This window comes from Streptacidiphilus melanogenes (assembly GCF_000787835.1).
Lineage (GTDB): Bacteria > Actinomycetota > Actinomycetes > Streptomycetales > Streptomycetaceae > Streptacidiphilus > Streptacidiphilus melanogenes.
Genome location: NZ_BBPP01000025.1, coordinates 16,320 through 37,604 on the forward strand (window position 1 = coordinate 16,320; position 21,285 = coordinate 37,604).

The window sequence follows — 21,285 nt, forward strand, 5'->3', positions numbered from 1 at the left end:
ATCAATGTGGGCTATCGTCTGCGCCGGGCTGCCCCACTCCTCTTTCCTGGCACGGAAACCCGAGCAATACCAAGCAAAGGAACACGCATGTCCGTGAAGCTCAACCGCGCCGTTCGCGGCCTCGTCGTCGCCGCCGTCATGGGTGCCGGTCTGATCGGCGCCACCGGAAGCGCGAACGCCGTCGGGACCACCTACACGGGCCAGGACCCGATGGCGACCGGTTGCGCCAGCGACGCCACCACCATGGAGAGCGCCACCGTCATGAGCCCGATCGGCGGCGGGGCCATGGGCACCATCGAGCTGCGCTACAGCGTCAGCTGCCACGCGGCCTGGGCCCGGCTGACCCTCAACGCCCCTGCGGGCGGCACCACCTGCGGCACCCACTGCCCGGCCTGGGGGCCGAACGAGTACACCGCCGTCATCCACCGCAACACGGACGGCGTCGAGGAGAAGGTCACCATGAGCGACGGCCAGACCAGCGTCTGGACCAACATGGTCGACGACGGCGGCGTCACCTCGTTCGCGCAGTCGACCATCAAGATCACTTCGAACACCTCGACCGCCACCACCGCCTCCTACTGAGGCGCAGCTCTGCCCTCGCGCCCGGAGCGCGGATGACGGCGGCCCTGACACACCTCACGGTGCGTCAGGGCCGCCGTCGTTCCTCAGCCCGCGCTGGTCGCGTGGCGTTCGAAGACCGCCGCCTGGGCGACGCGAAGGGCGGAGGCGATGGCGCCGAGGAGGACCGCGTCGTCGCCGAGGGTGCTCGGGGCGACCTCCGGGCGGAGCGGGGTCATCCGGGCGAGGGCGTCGCGGACGGGATCGAGGAGCAGGTCCGCGCTGTGGCCGACGCCGCCGCCGAGGACGACGAGGTCGGGGTCGAGAACGGCGGTGACCGCGGCGACGACGAGGGCGAGGCGCTCGCCCTCGCGGGCCACGGCCTCCTGGGCCCGCGGGTCGCCCGCGCGGGCCGCGTCGAAGACGTCCTTCGCCGTCGGGGCGTCGCGCAGGCCGAGCTCACGGGCGGTGCGCACGATGGCGTCGGCCGCGACCGCGTCCTCCAGCGTGCCGCGTCTGCCCGCGGCGGCCGTGGCGGCGTCCGGCGAGGTGAGCGAGAGCGGCAGGAAGCCGATCTCCCCGGCCGCGCCGTGCGCGCCGGTGAAGAGTTCGCCGTCGGCGACGACGCCCATGCCGAGGCCGGTGCCGACGAGGACGTAGACGAAGAGGCGGCTGTCCTGGCCCGCGCCGAAGGCGTACTCGCCGAGGGCGGCGAGGTTGGCGTCGTTGTGGAGGGACAGCTCGGGGCCGCCGAGTTGCGCGCGCAGCTGCTGGACCAGGCCGGCCCTGCCCCAGCCGGGCAGGTTGACGGCGTAGCGCACCCGGCCCGATCCGGCGTCGAAGACGCCGGGGGTGCCGACGGCGGCGTGGACGACCTGGTCGGCGCCGACGCCGGCCTCCGCGAGGGCGCGCTTCGTCGCCGCGGCGACCGCGTCGGCCACGGCGTCGGCCGTCTCGCCCTCGTTGGGGACGTCGACGCGGGCCTGGATGCGGCCCGCGAGATCGGCGACGGCGATGCGCAGCCGGGCGCGGCCGATGTCGACGCCGAGGACGTAGCCGGCGGTGGGGTCCGGCTCGTAGAGCACGGCGCTGCGCCCGCGCTCGGGGACGATCGTGCCGACCTCGCGCACCAGGCCGCCCTGTTCCAGCGCAGCCAGCGCGCTGGAGACCGTCGGCTTGGACAGGCCGGTGTCGCGCGCGAGTTGGGCGCGGCTCGCGGCGCCGACGGTGCGCAGGTGTTCGAGCAGCAGCAGCTCGTTGTTGCTGCGCAGTCGCGTGCGGCTCCAGGGTTGCTCGTCCACGGGCTCCAGCTTCTCGGGTGGTTCAGCCTCGGTCGTCGGCCCTCAACTCTAGACAACTGTGATCGCCCGGAGGCTTGACGGCACTAGTAAAGGAATTTAACTTTACAAGCCCCACCCCACTCTCGCAGCTCCCCACGGAGGCCCCCGATGTCCGACCCGGCCGGATCGCCCGGACTGTCCAGAAAGGTCGGCCTGTTCCAGGCGACCGCCATCAACATGAGTCAGATGTGCGGGATCGGGCCGTTCGTCACGATCCCGCTCATGGTCGCCGCCTTCGGCGGGCCGCAGGCCGTCATCGGCTGGATCGCGGGCGCGATCCTCGCCCTGGCCGACGGCCTGATCTGGGCCGAGCTCGGCGCCTCGCTCCCGGGCTCCGGAGGCACCTACGTCTACCTGCGCGAGGCGTTCCAGTACCGCAGCGGCAAGCTGATGCCGTTCCTGTTCGTCTGGACCGCCATGCTCTTCATCCCGCTGATCATGTCGACCGGCGTCCAGGGCCTGGTGCAGTACCTCGGCTACCTGTTCCCGAAGCTCACCACGGGGCAGGGCGACATCGTCGGCGTCGGCGTGGTGGCGCTGGTCGTGCTGCTGCTCTGGCGCAAGATCGAGAACATCGGCAAGGTCACCGTCGTGATGTGGGCGGTCATGATCGTCTCGGTCGCCGCCGTCATCCTGGCCTCGTTCACGCACTTCCACCCGTCGCTGGCCTTCACCTGGCCCGCACACGCGATCCAGCTCACCCACGGCGCGTTCTGGATCGGCTTCGCCTCGGGTCTGACCATCGGCATCTACGACTACCTCGGCTACAACACCACCGCCTACATGGGCGCCGAGGTGAAGAACCCGGGACGGGTCCTGCCGCGCTCCATCATCTGGTCCATCGTCGCCATCATGGCGATCTACCTGCTGCTGCAGATCGGCGTCCTCGGCGTGATCCGCTGGCAGGACATGCTCGACCCGAACAACGTCGCCTCCCAGTCGGTCGCCTCCGCCGTGCTGGAGAAGACCTTCGGCAAGACCACCGCCGACGTGGTCACCTGGCTGATCCTCATCACCGCCTTCGCCTCCGTCTTCACCGGTCTGCTCGGCGGCTCCCGGGTGCCCTACGACGCCGCGCGCGACCAGGTCTTCTTCAAGTCCTTCGCCAAGCTGCACCCCAAGCACAACTTCCCGGTCCTCGGCCTGCTCAGCATGGGTGCCATCACCGCGGCCGGCTTCCTCTTCGCCCGGCACATCGGCAACACCGCCACGCACCCGCCGCTCGGCATCCTGATCACCCTGCTCACCACCGTGATGGTGATCATCCAGGCGCTCGCCCAGATCGCCGCCGTCACCGTGCTGCGCAAGCGTCAGCCGAACCTGGCCCGCCCGTACAAGATGTTCCTCTACCCGCTGCCCAGCGTCGTCGCGGGCATCGGCTGGCTGGTCATCTACGGCTACGCGGACAAGGCCAACCCGGGCGTGCACCCCATCGAGTGGTCCCTCGGCTGGGTCGCCCTCGGCGTCGTCGCCTACCTGATCTGGTCCCGCGTGGAGAAGGTCTGGCCCTTCGGCGAGAAGCAGATCCGCGAGCAGTTCCTCGCCGACCAGCAGGCCGCCGAACTCGCCGGTTCCGCCACCTGATCCACCGAACCACCGAACCCGCGGGCCGGCCGGGGCACGCCTTCCCGCCCCGGCCGGCCCGCACCCGAGGAACACCCTGATGCCCGTGACGCCGCAGGACCCCCCACCGCTTCCCCACCCCTACGAGACCTCCGACCGCACCCACACCTCCGACCGCACCGAAAGCCCCGACGCGGCGCCGTCCGACGACGGCGCTGCCGACGAGGCGCCGCGCACGGTCATCGGCATCGACTTCGGCGGCACCAAGACCGAGCTCGCCCTCGCGGACGCCCGCGGCCGCCTGCTCGCCCGCGAGCGCCTCGACACCCTTGCCGAACACGGTCCCGACCAGACCTTCGCCCGCACCGCCGAGGCCGCCCGACGCCTGGCCCGCGTGTCGCGCGAGTGCCACGGCACGACCGTCTCCGCCTACGCGGCCGTCGCACCGGGCATCGTCCAGGCCGACCGGATCCTGCTCACCCCCAACCTCCCCGGCTGGGAGAAGCTCGCCCTGTCGGCGCGCCTCGCCCAGGAGTTGGACACCCCCTCGGTCGCCGTCGCCAACGACGTGCGGGCGGGCGCGCTCGCCGAGCTGCGCTTCGGCGCGCTGCGCGACGCGGACCCGGGCCTCTACGTGAGCCTCGGCACCGGCATCGCGGCCGCGCTGACCGTCGGCGGCGGGGTGCTCGCCGGTGCGCACCAGGCCGCCGGGGAGATCGGCTACGTCAACCCCGGTGGCGCGCCCGTGGACGCCGTCGCGTCCGGACACGCGCCGCTGGAGGAGTTCGTCGGCGGCAAGGGCCTCGGAGAACGGGCCGCCGAACTGCTGGGTCGCAGCGTCAGCGCCGCCGAGCTGTTCCGCAGCCCCGATCCGGCGGCCCGCGAGCTGGTCGAGCACACACTGACCGTGCTGGCCGTCACCCTCGCCAACCTCTCCGCCTTCGCCGACCCGGCACGGATCGTGCTGGGCGGCGGCATGATGGCCGCCGCCGAGGTGATCCTGCCGACCCTGGAGCGCCTGATCGGGGGCGCCACCCCGTTCCCGCCCGAGCTGCGGCCCGCCCGTTTCCTCCGTGACGCCTCGCTGCACGGCGCGGTCACGCTCGCCCTCGACAGCCTGCACCAGCGTCGCCGCCCCGACGGCGGCAGCCGTCCGCGTCCCACCGCACCCCTGGGAGCCCTTCGATGACGACCACCCAGCTCGCCGCCGCCCCGGGCGCGCGCATGGAGGCCGAGATGCGCCAGCAGCCGGAGGTGCTGGCCGCGCTCGTCGAGCGCTGGCCCGCGCTGACCGCCCAGGTCGCCGCCCTGACCGACGGCGTGCCGCCGCTCGGCGTCGCCTTCCTCGCCCGCGGCTCCTCCGACCACGCGGCCCTCCTCGGCCGCTACGCGGTGGAGCTCGGGACGGGCCTGCCGACCTGCCTGGTCGCGCCGAGCGTGGCCACCGCCTACGGCAGGGTGCCCGAGGGCTTCCGGGGCTGGCTGCTGGTCGCGCTCTCGCAGTCCGGCCGCACGCCGGAGATCGTCGACCTGGCCCACCGCTACGCCGCCGCGGGCGCGCGGGTGATCGCGGTGACCAACGACGGCGGATCGGCTCTGGCGGACGCGGCCCACCTGTCCATCGCCCTGGAGGCGGGGCCCGAGGTCGCGGTCCCGGCCACGAAGACCGTCACCGGGCAGCTGCTCGCCGTGCTGGCCGTCGCAAGCGGGCTCGCCCCCGAGGGGCCCGGCGGGCTGACACGGACGCAGGCAGGCGAGCTCCCACAGGCGGTGGCGCGGGTGCTCGCGGACGCGGAGGGCGCGGAGCGCGCCGCGCGGTTGCTCGCCGAGCACGACCGGCTGGCGGTCGTCGGGCGGGGCGCCTGCTATCCGGCGGCGCTGGAAAGCGCGTTGAAGCTCCAGGAGACCACCGGCCTGATGGCGCACGGCTTCTCCACGGCGGACTTCCGCCACGGACCGATAGCCGTCTGCGGCCCGGACGCCCCCGCGCTCCTCCTCGCGGGCTCGGGCCCGGCGGACGCCGACACCCTCGACCTCCGCTCCACGCTGGCAGCCCGTCGCGCCCCGACCCTGCTGGCCGGCGTCGAGCCCGAGGCGGACCTGTCCTGGCCCGCGCTCGGACACCTCGGCGAGTGCGTTCCGGCCACCGTCCGCGGCCAGCAGCTGGCCCTGGCGACCGCGCGGCGCCTCGGTATCGACCCGGACCAGCCGGCCGGCCTGAACAAGGTGACCATGACCAACTGATCGCCCGTGGGGTAGGCGACGAGAGATCCCTCTCGTCGCGTCGCGGACACCGTCGGGAAACCGGGCGCTCACAGGTCCTCCACGCGCCCGCCGTGTGCAGTAGGCTCAAACCAACACTGCTCACGGCGGGCGCAAGGATGTTCATATGTCGGCTGCGGAACGCGCCAGGGAACAACTCGTCGACTGGCCCGATCTGACGTCCGGTCAATCCTCTTGTGGGGTAGGTACATCTCTCTCCTCGGGTGGCCGGGAGATCGTGCACTTCCACACCGGCCCGCAGACCGACGTGCAGTTGACCCCGGCCGCCATCGCGCGCCTGGACGAACGCCTGCGCGAGTCGACGGCGGTCCGCCTCCACCCCGACTCCGGGTGGGTGACGGTGCTGGTGGAGTGCGACGCGGACATCGACCTGCTCGCCACCCTGGTCAGCGTCGCCCTCCAAGCCAACGCCGCGCAGCACCCCGCTCCGGTGCCCACGCCGTGCAACTTCCAGCGCACGACGATCCTTCGCCCCGAGACGGAGCAGCGCGCCTCCGAGCCACGCCGCGCCCTCCTCGGGCTCCGCCGCCGCGGCATCATCCGCCCCGGCCACGCCGCCTGAGCCCGGCACACCCTTCGACCCGGCCGAGCGGCCCTTTTCGACACGACTCCCGGGGCAGGGAGCGGCGCTGGGAGCGGGCCTGACTCCCAGGCGCGGTCGGCAACAGTTCACCAACGTGACGCGGACTCGTCAGCTCTATGGCATCTGCCGTGGAAAGCATGCACGCTGACAGGTAATCCGAGCATGCACGATCACCTCGCCCCGGGAGTGAACCCCATGCGTCCGAAGTCCCGCCTCGCCCTCGCCGCCGCCGTCACGGCCGCGACCGCCGGGATCGCCGCTCTCTCGCTCGCGCCGCAGGCCGGCGCACAGACCGCCGCGCCCAAGGCCGGCGCCGTGCACGCCCAGCTCGCGGCCTCCGCTCTGCCGACCTACTCGCACGTCGTGGTCGTGATGGAGGAGAACCACGCCTACAACGAGATCATCGGCAGCAGCTCCGCCCCCTACATCAACTCCCTGGCCAACGGCGGGGCGCTGATGACGCAGTCCTTCGCGGTCACGCACCCGAGCGAGCCCAACTACATGGCGCTCTTCGCGGGCAGCACCTTCGGGCTCAGCTCCGACAAGTGTCCCGTCAGCGAGGGCACCACGGCCAACCTCGGCTCTGAGCTGCTGGGCGCGGGCGACACCTTCAAGGGCTACTCCGAGGGTCTGCCGAGCACCGGCTCGACGACGTGCAGCTCCGGCGCGTACGCCCGCAAGCACTCGCCGTGGATCAACTTCAGCAACGTCCCGGGCTCGGACTCGGTGGCGTTCAGCGCCTTCCCGTCCAGCTCCAACTACGCGAGCCTGCCGACCCTGTCGTTCGTCATCCCGAACCTGAACGACGACATGCACGACGGCACCGTCGCGCAGGGCGACACCTGGCTGAAGAACAACATGTCCGCCTACGCCACCTGGGCCAAGGCCAACAACAGCCTCCTCATCGTCACCTGGGACGAGGACGACTCCTCCGAGAGCAACCAGATCGCCACGATCTTCTCCGGCGCGAACGTCGTCACCGGCAAGTACAGCGAGAAGATCAACCACTACAACGTCCTCTCCACGCTGGAGCAGATGTACGGCCTGGCCAAGACCGGCAGCGCCGCCAACGCCACGCCCATCACCGACATCTGGGGCTGAGCGTTGACCGCTCGTCCCCTGCTCCGCCGTCCGCTGCTCGCCGGGGCGCTCGCCCTGGCGGTGGCGGGCGGCGCCCTCGGCGTCACGCTCGCGCTCGACGGCTCCGCCGAGGCCGGACCGGCGACGCTCGCCGTCACCGTCGACAAGCACGCCTGCGGCGCGCCGCCGGCGCGGCTCCCCGCCGGGCCCGTCGACTTCGAGGTGCGCGACGGCGCGGCCACTTTCGTCAGCGTCTACGTCACCGACCCCACCGGAGCCCGCGCCTACGCCGAGATCCGCTGGCTCGGCCCCAACCACGCGCTGCCCCTGTCCGCCTCGCTGGCCGCAGGGCGGTACGCGCTGCGTTGCGTCTTCTCCGACGGCCCGGTGCTGACCTCGTCCACCGTCGTCGTCAGCGGCTCCGCGACGGACACGGAGACCGGATACCCGCCGATGGCCAGCCAGGAGCTGGAGCAGCCGGTCACCGCCTACCGCGCCTACGTCGCGGCCGCGCTGCCGCACCTGCTGGACGCGGCGCGCACCCTCGACACCGATGTCGCCCGCGGGAACCTCGGAGCCGCGCGGACGGACTGGCTGCCGGCGCACCTGGCCTACGAGCGGCTCGGCGCCGCGTACAACTCCTTCGGCGACTTCGACGGCGACATCGACGGTCGCCCCGACGGCCTTCCCGGCGGCGCGGACGATCCCGGCTGGACGGGCTTCCTCGCGATCGAGCACGCCCTGTGGCACGGCGCCCCCGCCGACAAGGTCCGCCCGCTGACGCGGAAGCTGGTCACCGACGTCAACGGGCTGATCGCCGACTTCCCCAGTGAGGACATCGACTCCGAGGACCTGCCGCTGCGGGCGCACGAGATCCTGGAGAACGCCCTCCAGTTCCAGCTCACCGGCCAGGAGGACCAGGGCTCCGGCACGACGCTGGCCACGCTCGACGCCAACGCGCAGGGCACCGTGGAGGTGGTGTCGCTGCTCGCCCCGCTGGTGCGCGACCGCGACCCCGGGCTCGTCGAGACCCTCGACCAGGGCCTCGCCACGCTGCGCGGCCAACTCGCCGCTGCCCATGGCAGCGCCGCGGATTGGCCCGCGGCCTCCTCGCTCGACCGGACCACGCGCGAGCGCCTCGACGGTGTGCTGGGCGCGCTGCTGGAGCAGCTCGCCGCCCTCCCCAACCTGCTCAGCCCGCGGAACGGAGCCTGACCATGAGCGACCCTCAGCTCTCCCTCGGGCGCCGCGGCTTCCTGCAACGGGCGACGGCGGGCATGGTCGGCGCGGCGGCGCTGGGCGCGACGGCGGCGGACTCCGCCCGCGCGGCCTCCTCGTCGGCGTCGGTCTCCTCGTCCGGCTCGGGGCGGGTCATCCCGTTCGAGGGTCCGCACCAGTCCGGCATCCTCACCCCGCCGCAGGCGGCCGCGAGCTTCGTCTCCTTCGACGTGATCGCCCCCGACCGGGCGGCGCTGCGGGAGCTCTTCGCCGTACTGACCGACCGCGTCCGCCTTCTGACCGCGGGCGGCTCGGTCGCGGCCACCGACCTGGCCTCCGCGCCCGCCGACAGCGGCACGCTCGGGCCGGTGCTGCCCGCGGACGGACTGACCGTCACCGTCGGCGTCGGGGCGTCCCTCTTCGACGAGCAGCGCTACGGCCTCGCCTCGCGGCGACCCGCCAAGCTGACGGCCATGCCGGTCTTCCCGGACGACGACATGGCCCACTCGACCGAGCTGCACGGCGACCTCTCCCTGCAACTGTGCGCGGACTCGCGCGACACCGTCGCCCACGCACTGCGGGACATCGCCAAGCACACCCGTGGCGCGATCCAGGCCCGCTGGAAGATCGACGGCACCCACTCGGCCCCCCGCCCGAGCGGCACCCCGCGCAACCACCTCGGCTTCAAGGACGGCATCGCCAACCCCGACACCACCAGCGGCGCCGTCACCGACGCCTTGGTGTGGACCCACGGCGGCCGCGACGGCGAGCCCGCGTGGACGGAGGGCGGCTCCTACCAGGTGATCCGCATCATCCGGATGCTCGTCGAGTTCTGGGACCGCGTCTCCCTGGACGAGCAGGAACGCATGATCGGCCGCCGCCGTGACTCCGGCGCGCCCCTGGACGGCTCCGCCGAGACCGACATCCCCGGCTACAAGGCGGACCCCGCAGGCCTGTTCACCCCCATGGACGCCCACATCCGCCTGGCCAACCCGCGCACCCCGGCCACCGCCTCCCAGCAGATCCTGCGCCGCGGCTACAACTACGAACGCGGCCTCGACACCGACGGCAACCTCGACCTCGGCCTCGTCTTCTGCTGCTACCAGCAGGACGTCTCCCGCCAGTTCGCCGCCGTCCAGTCCCGCCTCGCGGGCGAACCCCTGGTCGACTACGTCTCCCCCACCGGCGGCGGCTACTTCTTCGCCCTCCCGGGCGTCCGCAACCCCCACGACACCTTCGCCTCCGGCCTGCTGGCCGAGTAGCACGCCGCGCGGAGCGCCGTCCGGCGCGACACTCCTCCTCGGGCGCGCTGTCCGTGCGCGGCAACGGAGGAGCAGACATGACCGGCCGTCAGTTCGGCGATCGGAGTGTCGACGAGGCCCGGGCCGTGCTGACTCCGGCCCGGCAGGACTCGCCCTGGCAGCGCGCCCTCGGCATGCGTCCCCGGTGGGTCTGTTCGGATCCAGGTGATCGCGGGCGCGCGCGTGTGGCGGGTCCGGCTGGTCGGGTGACGTCTGTCATGCCTGATCCGTTATCGCCCGCGCTGGCACGGCGGCGCACGCGGACGGGATCATGGCTCCACAAGCAGAACTGCAACGGGGGAACGACGATGTCGCCGCACGAGATCGAGTTGTACGCCTGCGCCGCCGCCGTGGTCACGGCAGGGCTGCGGGCGCTGGTGCTGGTGGGGCCGGCGGACGGGGGCGCGGGAGGACGGGCGGTGAGCGGTGGGGTGCAGCCGGGTGAGGTGCTCGCCGCGGTGCGGGCCGCGTCGGCGCGGCGGCCGCGGCCGTGGGTCGCGCTCGGGCTGTTCGCGGTCATGGCCGTGATGGCCGTGGTCCAGTACGCGGCGCCCGCCGTGGTGGGCGACCTGATGCGGCAGCCGGGCGCGCTGTCCGACGGGCAGTGGTGGCGGGCCGCGACCGCGCTGCTGGTGCAGTCCTCGGGTGCGGCCCAGATCGCGTGCAACCTGCCCGCGCTGCTGGTGGTCGGCGTGGTGGCCGAGTCGGTCCTCGGCGGGTGGCGGACCTTGGGCGTCTTCCTCGTCTCGGGCGTCGCGGCCCAGACGGTCAGCCTGGGCGGCTGGGCGCCGCGCGGCGGCGGGGACTCCGTCGCCGTCTGTGGTCTGGTGGGCGCCCTGGCGGTCGTCTGCCTGCTGCGGGGCGGCGACTTCGGACGGACCTTCAAGGACAGCCCGCTCGTCCTGCTCGTCCCCGCGGCCGGCCTGTTCCTCTGTGCCATCCGCAACAACCACGGCGTCGGCCTCGTCGTCGGCTGCCTGCTGGGCCTGGTGCTCAGCGTCCGCACCCGGGCCGGTCTGCCCCGGCCCGCAGCGGCGTAGGCACGGGGCCGGCCGGGCCGCTTCAGGCCCGGCCGGGGCCCAGGCCGTGGGCGCAGAGGTCGAGCAGGAGGGCGATCTCCGCGCCGTGGTGGGCGCACTCGTCGATGGCGTGGGTGGTGAGGGAGAGGTAGCTGTCGTCGGCGTACGGGCCGGCCACGGGGCCCATCGGCGCGACCAGACGCGCGTCGCCGAGGGAGACGACGTGCGCGCGGAACCGCGCGAAGTCCTCGGCCAGGGCGGCGATCGACTCCTTGGCCGTGGCGGGCCAGAGCTGCTGCTCGACGTCGGTCGCCGGCTCCTCGCCGAAGAGGCGGCCGTAGCCGCGCAGGCAGTCGGACCCGATGTGCCAGGCGCGCCAGGCGATCGTGGTGAAGGGCGCCCGCCCCGGGGTCTCCTCCGGCCGGTCGTCGGCGCGGGAGACACCGTCCGCGCCCACGCGGACGGTGCGGCAGTCCGGGACGGGCTCCCACAGGTACTCGGCGTCCGTCATGCCCTCGAGTCGCGCCAGAACACGGTCCCGGACCTCGTCGAAGGTCATCAGGACGCCGTCGGTCACGGGGTTCTGGCGCTCGCTCATGGACACCGCTCCTCAGTCACGTTGGAAGGAGTACCCGCGCTCGACGCGGGCGACCTCGACCGTGTAGCTGTCGTACCAGCGCTCCCGGCCGAGGCGTTGGGCCTCCAAGTGTTCCGGATGCGCCTTCCATGCCGCCACCGACTCGGCGTCGGTGTAGTAGAGGACGACGAGGTCCTCACCCCTCCCGTTGGTCATCGACTCACGGCCCAGGTATCCCGGCTGTGCGCGCCCGAGTTCGCCCATGCGGCGGTCCATCTCGGTGTATCCGTCGAGGTCCTGGCTGAGGCGGCTGGTGATGATGACGGCGTAGTACGGCGGTTCCGGGCGCTCGAAACAGGGGTCGGCCATGGTGGGCGTGCTCCGTTCGGTCGGGCACGGGACGGGCCCGTGGTGGTGACGTGCGAGCTGCTGCGGGCCGCCTCACTCGGCCGGGTCGGCCCGATCGGCCAGATCCGCGAGGGTGTTCCAGAACATCAGCTCGTAACTCTGCAACAACCGGCCGTACTCGAAAACGTCCCGCCCGTCGGTGCGCTCGGCGGACGCCGACGACGAGGCCTGCCACTGCGCCACAACGGCGAGAGCGGGGGCATCCGCGTCCGGATCCGGCGCGGTCTCGGATCCGGCGTCGGACCCGGTGTCCGGCACGGCGAAGAAGTCGAAGAACGCGCAGGCCTCGTCCGCGAACCCGTAGTGGTCGCGCAGCGCGCGGGCTGCGGTGGCGCAGTAGCCGCCCCAGGCGGAGAAGTTGGCGGTGAGGGCGAGGACCACGCCGACCGGGTCGCCGTTCAGGGCGAGCCAGGCGAGGTACGCGGGGTAGGCCTGGCAGCCGGCGAGCGGGGCGCGGGCGCGCAGCGCCGCGTCGTCGAGGCCGCAGGCGTCCGCGAACGGCGTCAGCAGCGCCAGCGCCTGGCTCTCCCCGGCGGCCAGGTCGGCGAAGTACGCGCCTGCGGGGGTGTCCGCACAGCGGGTGGCCAGGGCGAGGAAGCTGCGCCGGTCGCTCGCGATGATGCGCCGCTGCTGCGCGGCGAGTTCGCCGAGCACGCGCAGCGGCGCGCTTCCGTCGGCGATCCTCCCGATCAGCCGGTTGTCCCCGGCGTCCGGCGCCAGTTCGTCCCGGACCCGGGCCAGCAGCCCCGCCGCGTCCTGCGCCATGGAGTACGCCCCTCACCTCGGTACTGCGTCCACGCACCGTCTACGTAATCACAGGTGGGGCCGGACGGACGAGAGGCTGGCCGGGGTACGCCCGGGAGCTGCCGGCAAGGTCACTCGCGCGACGCGGCGACAACATGGACCGTCACCGATGCCAGGAACGGACCGGCGGCCAGCGCGTCCAGCCATCCCTGTGCCGCCTCGGCCGTCAAGTAGCCTGCCGTGACCGCTCGTTCGGCGTTGCGCTGGAAGCCGAGGACGCGGTCGGCCTCCGCCGCGTCGCGCAGCGCGGAGGTGACCGGCACGACGGCGTCCACCGCGAGCCCCGCCTCGGTCGCGCGCCGGGCGAGCTGCCGGCCGACCACCGCGTTGCGGATGATCCGGTCCACGACGTGCCGGGTGTAGGCGCGCGAGGCCTCCAGGTCCGGATGGTCGAACACCAGCGTCTCCCAGTCGGGTTCGGCCAGCACCACGCGCCCGCCGGGACGCAGCACCCGGGCTGTCTCGGTCAGCACGAGCGCCGGGTCGGCGGCGTGCTGGAGGACCCGGTGCATCCAGACGCGGTCGACGCAGGCCGACGCCAAGGGGAGCGCGTGCGCGTCGGCGCCCAGGAAGGCGACTCCGGACCGCTGACCGTGCCGGGCGCGCGCGTCGGCCACCATCCGCGGCTCCCGGTCGAGGCCGAGGACCCGGCCCGACGCGGTGACGGCGCCGGCCAGCAACGGCACGTCGCCGCCGGGCCCGCAGCCGACGTCGAGGACGGTCTGGCCCGGCACGGGGGCGAGCGCCCGCACCATGACGTCGCGGTAGGTGTGCAGGGCCTCGACGCCGGAGAGGCGTCGCTGGTAGGCCACCCGGTCCGGCACCGCCGCCTCAAACATGCGCTGGGTGACCAGCGCGGTGGCGTGCAGCTCCCGCTCCAGCACGGCGCGCCCTGCGTCGGTGAGCCGCAGCGGGCGCTGCCGTCCCTGCATCTCCAGCGGCTCGATCAGGCCCTTGGCCTCCAGCCGCGCCAGCGCGCTGGACAGGCTGCCGCGCCCGAGGCGCTCACCGGTCACCTCCTTGACGGCGGTGTTGACGGCGTATCCGTGCAGGGGCCCGCGCGCGAGGGCGCACAGGATCAGCAGTTGGGCGTCGGCCGTCTGCATCGCGGGCCCTCCTCCGCTTCCACTTTCAGGGGACGTCGTCGCAATGGCACGCGGCGCGTGCTATCCGCGTCGTAGTATGCCGCCAAGGCTGCGCTCCCGTGAACCGGCCCGGCTCCGCGAAGGGACGACATGAAGGCCTCCGGCCCGCTGCACGCCCTGTATGCCCGACGGCTGCGCAGCTTCGGCGCCCGCGAGCGCCGCCACGGCGGCTGACGACGCGGCGGCGTGCCCCGTCCACGAACCGAACCACGCAAGGAGTGCTGCCGGTGTCCTCATCCGGATCCGCCGAGGTTCCCGCCTACCTGTGCGAGATCGCACGCGCCTTCCCCGCGGTCTCCTCCGTGGTCACCGACCCGGACGGCCGGGTCCTGCTGGTGCGCAGCCGCAACCGCGAGCCGTGGGGCTGTCCCGGCGGCGTCACCGATCCGGGCGAGACCCCGGAGCAGGCGGCCGAGCGGGAGCTCGCCGAGGAGACGGGCCTGCGGCTGCGCGCCGGGCGGCTGCTGCACGTGGCCTGGGCCTCGGGCGACGGCGGCGATCTGCTGAACATGCCGGGCGTCCAGTTCTACTACGACCTGGGCGCGGTCCCGCTCCCCCACCCGCCGCTGCGCCTCCAGCCGGACGAGATCCGCGACGCCGCGTGGGTCGCCCCGGACGACCTCTCCGCCTACACGGGCGAGCTCCGCGTCTCCCGCATCCTCGCCGCCCTGGCGGCTCGCGCGGGTGAGGAGGTCCGCCTCCTCTCGGCCACCCGCGCCGAGCTGGACGCCGACGCGGCCGCGTTCACGGCGCGACGCGACCGGCACTAGCCGTGTGGCTCGGACCTGCCCGTCTAGGGTTTCAGCAGGGCCGCCGTCACGGCGAGGGTGCCGAGGGAGAAGACCGTGGTCACGATGACCACACGGCTTGCGAGCGCCTCGCCGACGCCGTACTCCTGCGCGAAGATGAAGGTGTTCTGCGCCGTCGGCAGGCCCGCGCAGACGACCACCGCCAGCAGCTGGGCGGGTGTCAGGTGGAGCAGCAGACCGAAGCCGAGGGCGACCAGCGGCTGGACGGCCAGCTTGAGCGCGGTGATCACAGCGGTCTCCGCACGGGGCACGCGCACCGCCGAGTCGCTGTGCAGGGAGGCGCCGAGCGCGACCAGGGCCACGGGCACGGCCGCCGCCGCCAGCAGGTCGAGCGACCCGGAGACGGCCTGGGGCACGGGGAGACGGGCGGTCGACCACACCACCCCGAGAGCGGAGCCGAGGATGACGGGGTTGCGGACCGGCAGGCTCGCGATCCGGCGCAGCCGCACCCGGCCTGCCGCGTCGCCGTGCCGGTCCAGCGCGACCAGGATGACCGGCGTCACCAGGAACACCTGGAACAGCACCACCTCGGCCAGGAACGAGACGGAGTGCAGCACCTGTTGGGCGATCGGGATACCGAGGTTCGCCGAGTTCACGTAGCCCGCGGCCATGCCCCACACCGGCCGCTCCCCCGCCTTGCGGTGGTGGAGCCTGCTGACGCCGAGCCACCCTGCGCCGATCACGACGGCGGTGCTCGCACCGAAGGCGAACAGCGACCGGTAGTCGTAGCCCGCCACCGGCGTCACCGACAGCTTCGCGAACAGCGCGGCGGGCATCGCCAGATGGAACACGAAGCGCCCCAGTGCCGAGGCCGCGCCCTCCCCGAGCAGGCCCCGCCGTCTCGCCGCGTACCCGAGGGTGGTGAGGATCCAGATCGGTACGAACGCGCTCACCAGGCTCACGCCGTCACTCTAGACGAGCGGTTCCGCGGTTCGGCCGCAGCTCAGGAGAGGCAACAACTCCGTCGGCGCAGTGCCGGAGAAGCCCAGTCGCGTTCAGCGTGCCTCGGGCTGCCGATACCGGGAGGGCGACATGCCGGTCCAGCGCCGGAACGCCCGGGTGAACGCGGACGGCGTCGCGAACCCGAGCCGGGCCGCGATCACCGTCACAGGCAGATCGGGCATGGCGATCATGCCCAGGGCCCGCTCGCGCCGGAGGGAATCGGCCAGGGCCGCGAACGACGTGCCTTCTCCTTCCAGGCGCGATTGCAGCGTCCGGGTGCTGACCGCAAGCGCCCGCGCCGCATCGGTGAGTTCTGTGACCCCGTCGGCGAGCAGTTTCCCCACGGCAGCCGCCCACGACACCTGCCGGTGAGTGGCCCGCCGCTGCGCGTACGGCCGCAGCATTGACCGCACGACTGGATCGGCCTGGACGATCGGAACGCTCAGCGCGGCTTCGCCGAAGAGACATACGTCGGCGCGTGCGGCGAAGACCACGCGCCCGAACAGGGCGTCGTAGACGCCCGGATCGACGGGAGCCGGCCGCCGGAACCTGACCTCGGCAGGGGCGGCCTGATGCCCGGCCAGGCGTCGGACCGTCCGGCACAACAGGGCGAAGACCGCGTCCACCGTGTCCGGATGTGAAGGTCCGCCTTCTGCGGACAGTACCGAGAGCGACACGCCCCTGGACGTCCGCGCCACGTCGATTCGGTCCCGGTCGAACATCGGATGGAACAGGCAGAGGTCGTCGAGAGCGGTCCGGACGTCCGGGCTGTTCAGCATGATCGGCCCGAGCAGCCCGCCGAGGGCCGTCGTGTCCGTCCATGCGGCGAACTCCAGACCGGGATGCCACACACCCGCACGCTCCAGCAACTCCCACGTCTGGTCGGGCGATACCGCGGCGACACCATGGGCGGCGCCGAACGCGAGGACCTGCGCGGCCATCGGATCCGCGTCCGAGGACAAGTGGTTCGCGTTCACGGGGCAGCGGGGTCCCTCGTAGAAGTCGGAGCATGGCGACATGGAATTGGACAAGCCGGCGAAGCCGCTTCTCACCTACGGAACATATCCCACACTCGCTCTCGTCACCGGCGCGGGGATCTGGGCGGCCCTCCGCGGGAGCCTCAGCAGTGATGCGGCGATAGGCCTGCTCACTGGCATCACCATCGTGGTCGTCTTCGCAGTCGAGCGAATCAACCCGCTGCTGGACCGCTGGTCCATGACCAGGCGCAGCCTGGTCGAGCGCGATCTGCCGTTCATCGGACTGGCCGTGGTGGTCGAGCAGGTCGCCACGGTGGGTGTCTCGCTCGTCGCCGCGGCGGCCGTGCCCAAGGACGGGTTCGGCCTGCTCGGACGAGCGCCGCTCGCGGCGCAGGCCGTCTTCGCGCTCCTCGCGCTCGACCTGCTCTGGTATGCGTATCACCGCGCCGCGCACACCTTCTCCCGGCTGTGGCGCGTCCACGGCCTCCATCATTCGCCCTCGCAGCTCTACGTCCTGATGCACCAGGTCTTCCACCCACTGGACCTGCTGGTGTCGCGGTTCGTCATCTCGCTGGTCGTCTTCAAGTTCACCGGCATCGGCCCGGAGGCGGCCTTCATCGCCATCGCCGTGCTCGGCCTCCAGCAGACGGTCAGCCACGTCAACAGCGACCTACGAACCGGCTGGCTGAACTACGTCCTCATCGGAACCGAAACCCACCGCTACCACCACGCCGCCGAGGTGCGCGGCAACTTCGGATCGGTCGTCCCGGTCTGGGACATCCTCTTCCGGACCTTCGTCTACGAGCCCCGCCGCATCCCGGACCGGATGGGTCTTGACGACCCCGGCTCGTACCCGGATCCGAAGCGCTTCCACGCCGCCCTGGCCTGGCCGTTCCGGCGCGCCACGGCCTGAACCGTGTCTCGGGGCACAGCGAGCGGTGTCTGTCCACCGTCTCCGGCCAGGCGCATGCCGGCCGGTCCACCACGGGAGCGGTCAGGCCAGTCGGCTCAGCCAGGCGTAGGCGGCGGCCTTGTTGTCGTCCTCCACGGTGGAGTGGTCCTCGTCGTCGGAGAAGGCCGCCACGATGCCGGGGACGTTCGCGGCGAGCCAGTGGCCGTTCGTCACGGGCACGTTCCGGTCGCGGACGCCGTGCCAGAGGCGGACCGGGACCTTGATGTCGGCCACGTCGAAGCCCCAGGGCGTCAGGGTGGCCACCCAGTCGTCCCAGTAGCCGTCGTCGCCGCCACCGAGCGCGTCGCGCACCTCGGCGGCGAGGTGCGCGGCGACCTCGACGCTGTGCGCGACGTCCGTTCCGGCCAGGTCACCCCAGCGCCGCATCCAGCCCTCCGGTTCGGAGCAGACCGCGAGGAACCGTTCGGTGTCCTGCCGCCAGTGCTCGCGGGCGGCGGGGCGGTCGGTGAAGAACAGCTCGACCTCGCGGCGGTGCTCGGCGGGCCATTCCCCGCAGAAGTCCAGGCCGGGCGCTCCGTACGGGGCGAAGGACGCGAAGACCGCCGCGCCGGTGACCAGCTCGGGCAGCAGCGCCGCGCAGGCCAGCGCGTACGGCCCGCCACCGGAGAAGCCCCAGACCCCCAGCCGCTCGATCCCCAGTGCGTCGGCGACGCACCGCACTTCGGCGACGATGTCGGCCGCGCACCGCCCTGGTCGCGCGGGCCGCCCGCCGTACCCGGGCCGGTCGAAAGCGAGCAGGCGCAGGCCGAACCGCGACGCCGCCAACTCCGCATCCGGCCGGAACAGCCGCCGCGACCCGGGACTGCCGGGATGCACCAGCACAGCCCTGCCGTCCGACGGACCGGAGTCCTCCACGCACAGCGCATCGCCGTCCGGGCCTGCCACCACATGACTCCTGGCCTCCATGCGCCGCGATGCTACGGGCGGCCCTGCCGCCGTGTCGCGCGCATTTCGGTGCGAGCCGACACGTTCGACGACGTGGTCGCGGCCCTGGTGCGGCACTGCCTGGAGGACTGGGGTCCGGCGCCGGCCGAGCTGCGGCGCGTGCTCAAGCCCGGCGGCCGGCTGATCGCGTCCGTGGACCACCCGTTCGCCATCCAGCTGATGCACCGCCAGGCCGGCCGCGAGGACGAGTACAGGTACTTCGACACCACCAACTGGGTCGAGGAGTGGACCTTCGGCGGCCAGAGCGCCCAGGTGAGTCTCTGGCACCGCCCGCTGCACGCGATGACGGGGCCTTCACGGCGGCCGGATTCCGATCACGGTCATCAGTGAGCCCGAGCCCGATCCGGCCGCCCGCGAGGTGTTTCCCGACGTCATCGCGGCCAAGCCGCGTTTCCTGTGCTTCCTGTTCTTCGTGCTTCAGGCCGACTGACCGCCGCTCCGCAGCAGCCGGGCCCGGCTACTCGCTGAGCGCCGCCAGCTCCCGCTCCACCGCCACCGCATGGGCCTCCGCGTCCTCGCGGGCGCGGCGCGGGCTCCAGCGGCCCGTCATGGTGAAGACGAACGGGAGGAAGACGGCCTGACCGGCGAAGCAGATCCACCACCAGGTCTGCCACTGACCGGGGCCGTCCTTGGCGGCCTTCTGGACCTGGGTGCCGTACGTCCGCAGGATCGTCAGCTGCGGCTGGGCCTTGGCCACCGTCTGCAGGTCGGCAGGGCTGACCTGCTGGGTGGCCTGGGCCAGCAGGGTGGGCGGGATCGCGTTCGGCGGGTACTTGGCGAGTTCGGCGAAGAGCTGCGGGTGGGCCTGGACGATGGCGAGCGCGGGACCCGCCTCGGCCTGGGCCGCGGCGACCTGGGAGCCGTGCTCGACCAGCGGGGTGACCGCGGTGACGACGACGGGCACGAACGCGGCCGAGACCGCCACGACGATGCGGATGATCCAGCCCCACACCGCCAGGCCCGTCGCCGTCGCGGCCGGGTTGTGCTTCTCCACCGTCTCGGTGAAGCTCGCCATCCACGGCGCGTAGGCGACGCCGCTCAGCACGCCGACGGCGGTGCACAGCGCGGCGAAGGTGTAGTAGCCGGTGGTGGGTTGGGTCGCCCTGGTGGCGAAGACCGCGGTCGCGGCCATGCAGCCGAGCGCACCCACGATCATGAACGGTTTGCGGACCCGGAGCCGGTCCGAGAGCAGGCCGACGGCGACGAGCGCGATGGCGTTCGGCGCCCAGTACCAGTTGGCCAGCGCGTTGGCGCGCTGCTCGCTGTAGCCGAAGGTCGTGGCGAAGTAGACGACGAAGTTGCCCACCGCGGCGAAGTAGAAGAGCAGGAAGACGCTGATCGCGAAGGCCGAGCCGACCACGTCCAGCCGCATCATCTGCCGCCAGTGTCCCTTGACCTGCTGTTCCGGGTCGATGCCGGCCGCGCGCGCCTCGACCAGGGCGCGGTCCCGCAGGCTGACCATGATCTGGTCGCGCAGCCGCGGCGAGAGCTCGCGCAGGCCGAACAGCGCGAGGACGAAGACCAGCAGACCGGCGTAGCCGGAGTAGCGCAGTTCGTCCTGCCAGGTGGCCGAGTCGAGCGTCGCACTCGTGACGCTGGTGACCACGAGGCTGCCGATGACCGGGCCCATGGTCCAGTAACCCATGGCCGTGGCACGACCCAACTGCGGGGAGAAGTCGCGGATCAGCGCCGGCGTGGCCACCAGCACGATGCCCTCGACGAAGCTGACGGCCGCGAACAGCACCAGGTAGGCGGTCTGGTTCGGCGCGGCGGGCAGGCCGACCACCAGCAGCAGCGAGGCGACCAGCAGCCCGTAGACGACGAGGTTCGCCCGCCCCCATCGGTCCGCGAGCCCGGCGACCAGCGAGGCGAAGGCGCCGACGGCGTTGCCGATGACGCTGATCCAGACGAAGTCGCGGAAGGTCATCCCGTAGTGCTGGATGATCGAGGTCGCCACCGCGTACTGCACGTAGAGCTCGTAGTAGAGCACCACGGTGGTGACGACCACGATCCCGAGATACAGATAGCGGCGCGCCGTGTCGGGGTAGTGCGGGAGTTCTCTTCGCCAGAGCCTGGCCAGCGGGTTCGGGGCGGTCTCGGGAACGGACACGGTCGCGGTCATGCAGGGCCCTCCTCGTCGCCGGCGCGCACGCCGGGCGTGCGGTCGGATGAATTTCGAGTCGCCATGAATGGAAATTCGGCACACCTACCGGTCGGTATGGAGGAATGTAGGAGTCCACCCCCGGTCGGTCAATGCCTCGCGCAGATTCCCGTCCCGGCCTGCCGTCGACACCCGCGACCCGGCTGGTTAGGCTCGGCGGGACTATTCAACTTGTTGCCTAGGAGGTCGACCGTGCACCCGTTCCGCGCAGCCGTGGAGTCCCGCGACACCGACGCGCTCGAGGCCCTGCTGGCCGAGGACGTCGTCTTCACCAGCCCCGTCGCCTTCAAGCCCTACCCGGGCAAGGCCATCACGGCCGCGATCCTGCGCGGCGTCATGCGGGTCTTCGAGGATTTCGAGTACGTCCGCGAGATCGGCGCCCCGGACGCGCGCGACCACGCCTTCGTCTTCAAGGCCACGGTGGACGGCCGCGAGGTGCACGGCTGCGACTTCCTGCACTTCGACGAGGACGGCCTGATCGACGAGTTCACCGTCATGGTCCGCCCGCTCTCGGGCGCGCAGGCGCTGGCGGCGGCGATGGGAGCGCAGTTCCCCCGGATCGAAGCGGAGGCGCTCGGTTCGCTGGGCTAGGCCAAGGG

General features: G+C 72.5%; 21 protein-coding genes and 1 pseudogene. 13 read left to right on the plus strand and 9 right to left on the minus strand.

The window, feature by feature from the left end:
* Positions 1–87: 87 nt before the first annotated feature.
* Positions 88–582: a DUF2690 domain-containing protein gene (locus TR49_RS40295; protein WP_052434592.1), complete on the plus strand. Its 495-nt coding sequence runs from the start codon at positions 88–90 to the stop codon at positions 580–582.
* Positions 583–665: 83 nt separating this feature from the next.
* On the opposite strand, the gene TR49_RS24200 is transcribed toward TR49_RS40295, so the two are convergent.
* Positions 666–1,859 (minus strand): ROK family transcriptional regulator, encoded by a 1,194-nt coding sequence (locus TR49_RS24200; RefSeq protein WP_236653507.1) that lies wholly within the window; start codon positions 1,857–1,859, stop codon positions 666–668.
* Between the two features lie 147 nt (positions 1,860–2,006).
* Here TR49_RS24200 and TR49_RS24205 point away from each other — a divergent pair, with 147 nt between their 5' ends.
* The 8 genes from TR49_RS24205 to TR49_RS40300 all read left to right on the plus strand — a co-directional run bounded on the left by TR49_RS24205 (position 2,007) and on the right by TR49_RS40300 (position 10,966).
* The gene (locus TR49_RS24205) at positions 2,007–3,482 is read left to right on the plus strand and encodes an APC family permease (protein ID WP_042385129.1); all 1,476 of its coding nucleotides are present in this window, start codon (positions 2,007–2,009) and stop codon (positions 3,480–3,482) included.
* Between the two features lie 85 nt (positions 3,483–3,567).
* Positions 3,568–4,650, plus strand: a complete 1,083-nt coding sequence (locus TR49_RS24210; protein ID WP_236653508.1) for an ROK family protein — start codon at positions 3,568–3,570, stop codon at positions 4,648–4,650.
* A complete protein-coding gene (locus tag TR49_RS24215; RefSeq protein WP_052434593.1) occupies positions 4,647–5,705 on the plus strand; it encodes an SIS domain-containing protein in 1,059 nt (352 codons plus the stop codon). The genes TR49_RS24210 and TR49_RS24215 overlap by 4 nt, the downstream gene beginning before the upstream one ends.
* 256 nt (positions 5,706–5,961) lie before the next feature.
* On the plus strand, positions 5,962–6,306 hold the full coding sequence (locus TR49_RS24220) for a luciferase domain-containing protein (protein WP_063770160.1): 345 nt from the start codon (positions 5,962–5,964) through the stop codon (positions 6,304–6,306).
* 216 nt (positions 6,307–6,522) lie between these two features.
* Positions 6,523–7,428: an alkaline phosphatase family protein gene (locus TR49_RS24225; protein WP_084725357.1), complete on the plus strand. Its 906-nt coding sequence runs from the start codon at positions 6,523–6,525 to the stop codon at positions 7,426–7,428.
* A 3-nt stretch (positions 7,429–7,431) separates the two neighbouring features.
* Positions 7,432–8,622, plus strand: coding sequence for an EfeM/EfeO family lipoprotein (locus tag TR49_RS24230; protein WP_052434594.1), 1,191 nt, complete (start codon positions 7,432–7,434; stop codon positions 8,620–8,622).
* A 2-nt stretch (positions 8,623–8,624) separates the two neighbouring features.
* The gene (locus TR49_RS24235) at positions 8,625–9,887 is read left to right on the plus strand and encodes a Dyp-type peroxidase (protein ID WP_042385136.1); all 1,263 of its coding nucleotides are present in this window, start codon (positions 8,625–8,627) and stop codon (positions 9,885–9,887) included.
* Positions 9,888–10,234: 347 nt separating this feature from the next.
* Positions 10,235–10,966, plus strand: coding sequence for a rhomboid family intramembrane serine protease (locus TR49_RS40300; protein ID WP_052434595.1), 732 nt, complete (start codon positions 10,235–10,237; stop codon positions 10,964–10,966).
* 22 nt (positions 10,967–10,988) lie between these two features.
* Here the strand turns inward: TR49_RS40300 and TR49_RS24245 are convergent, their stop codons facing one another.
* From TR49_RS24245 to TR49_RS24260, 4 genes are all read right to left on the minus strand, one after another.
* Positions 10,989–11,543, minus strand: a complete 555-nt coding sequence (locus tag TR49_RS24245) for a DinB family protein (protein WP_042385138.1) — start codon at positions 11,541–11,543, stop codon at positions 10,989–10,991.
* Positions 11,544–11,555: 12 nt separating this feature from the next.
* A complete protein-coding gene (locus TR49_RS24250; RefSeq protein ID WP_042385142.1) occupies positions 11,556–11,891 on the minus strand; it encodes an antibiotic biosynthesis monooxygenase family protein in 336 nt (111 codons plus the stop codon).
* A 72-nt stretch (positions 11,892–11,963) separates the two neighbouring features.
* Positions 11,964–12,695: a thiaminase II/PqqC family protein gene (locus tag TR49_RS24255; RefSeq protein ID WP_042385144.1), complete on the minus strand. Its 732-nt coding sequence runs from the start codon at positions 12,693–12,695 to the stop codon at positions 11,964–11,966.
* Positions 12,696–12,805: 110 nt separating this feature from the next.
* Entirely contained in the window at positions 12,806–13,840 is a 1,035-nt protein-coding gene (locus TR49_RS24260) for a methyltransferase domain-containing protein (RefSeq protein ID WP_042385145.1), read from the minus strand.
* Between the two features lie 266 nt (positions 13,841–14,106).
* On the opposite strand from TR49_RS24260, the gene TR49_RS43990 reads away from it, so the two are divergent.
* Positions 14,107–14,649 carry an NUDIX domain-containing protein gene (locus tag TR49_RS43990; RefSeq protein WP_052434596.1) on the plus strand — a complete coding sequence of 181 codons (543 nt, stop codon included), beginning with the start codon at positions 14,107–14,109 and terminating at the stop codon, positions 14,647–14,649.
* 23 nt (positions 14,650–14,672) lie between these two features.
* Here TR49_RS43990 and TR49_RS24270 read toward each other — a convergent pair whose 3' ends face one another.
* Both TR49_RS24270 and TR49_RS24275 read right to left on the minus strand, forming a co-directional pair.
* Positions 14,673–15,590, minus strand: a complete 918-nt coding sequence (locus TR49_RS24270) for an AEC family transporter (RefSeq protein ID WP_042385148.1) — start codon at positions 15,588–15,590, stop codon at positions 14,673–14,675.
* Between the two features lie 93 nt (positions 15,591–15,683).
* Positions 15,684–16,607, minus strand: a complete 924-nt coding sequence (locus tag TR49_RS24275) for a helix-turn-helix transcriptional regulator (protein ID WP_042385150.1) — start codon at positions 16,605–16,607, stop codon at positions 15,684–15,686.
* 40 nt (positions 16,608–16,647) lie between these two features.
* On the opposite strand from TR49_RS24275, the gene TR49_RS24280 reads away from it, so the two are divergent.
* Positions 16,648–17,520 carry a sterol desaturase family protein gene (locus tag TR49_RS24280; RefSeq protein ID WP_042385153.1) on the plus strand — a complete coding sequence of 291 codons (873 nt, stop codon included), beginning with the start codon at positions 16,648–16,650 and terminating at the stop codon, positions 17,518–17,520.
* Between the two features lie 81 nt (positions 17,521–17,601).
* On the opposite strand, the gene TR49_RS24285 is transcribed toward TR49_RS24280, so the two are convergent.
* A complete protein-coding gene (locus TR49_RS24285; RefSeq protein WP_042385157.1) occupies positions 17,602–18,486 on the minus strand; it encodes an alpha/beta fold hydrolase in 885 nt (294 codons plus the stop codon).
* A 57-nt stretch (positions 18,487–18,543) separates the two neighbouring features.
* Here TR49_RS24285 and TR49_RS45790 point away from each other — a divergent pair.
* Positions 18,544–18,955, plus strand: a pseudogene (locus tag TR49_RS45790) (class I SAM-dependent methyltransferase); the annotation flags it as partial.
* Positions 18,956–18,982: 27 nt separating this feature from the next.
* On the opposite strand, the gene TR49_RS24295 reads toward TR49_RS45790, so the two are convergent.
* Positions 18,983–20,647 (minus strand): MFS transporter, encoded by a 1,665-nt coding sequence (locus TR49_RS24295; protein WP_042385160.1) that lies wholly within the window; start codon positions 20,645–20,647, stop codon positions 18,983–18,985.
* A 231-nt stretch (positions 20,648–20,878) separates the two neighbouring features.
* Between TR49_RS24295 and TR49_RS24300 the strand changes: the two genes are divergently transcribed.
* A complete protein-coding gene (locus tag TR49_RS24300; RefSeq protein WP_042385163.1) occupies positions 20,879–21,277 on the plus strand; it encodes a nuclear transport factor 2 family protein in 399 nt (132 codons plus the stop codon).
* Positions 21,278–21,285: the final 8 nt, after the last annotated feature.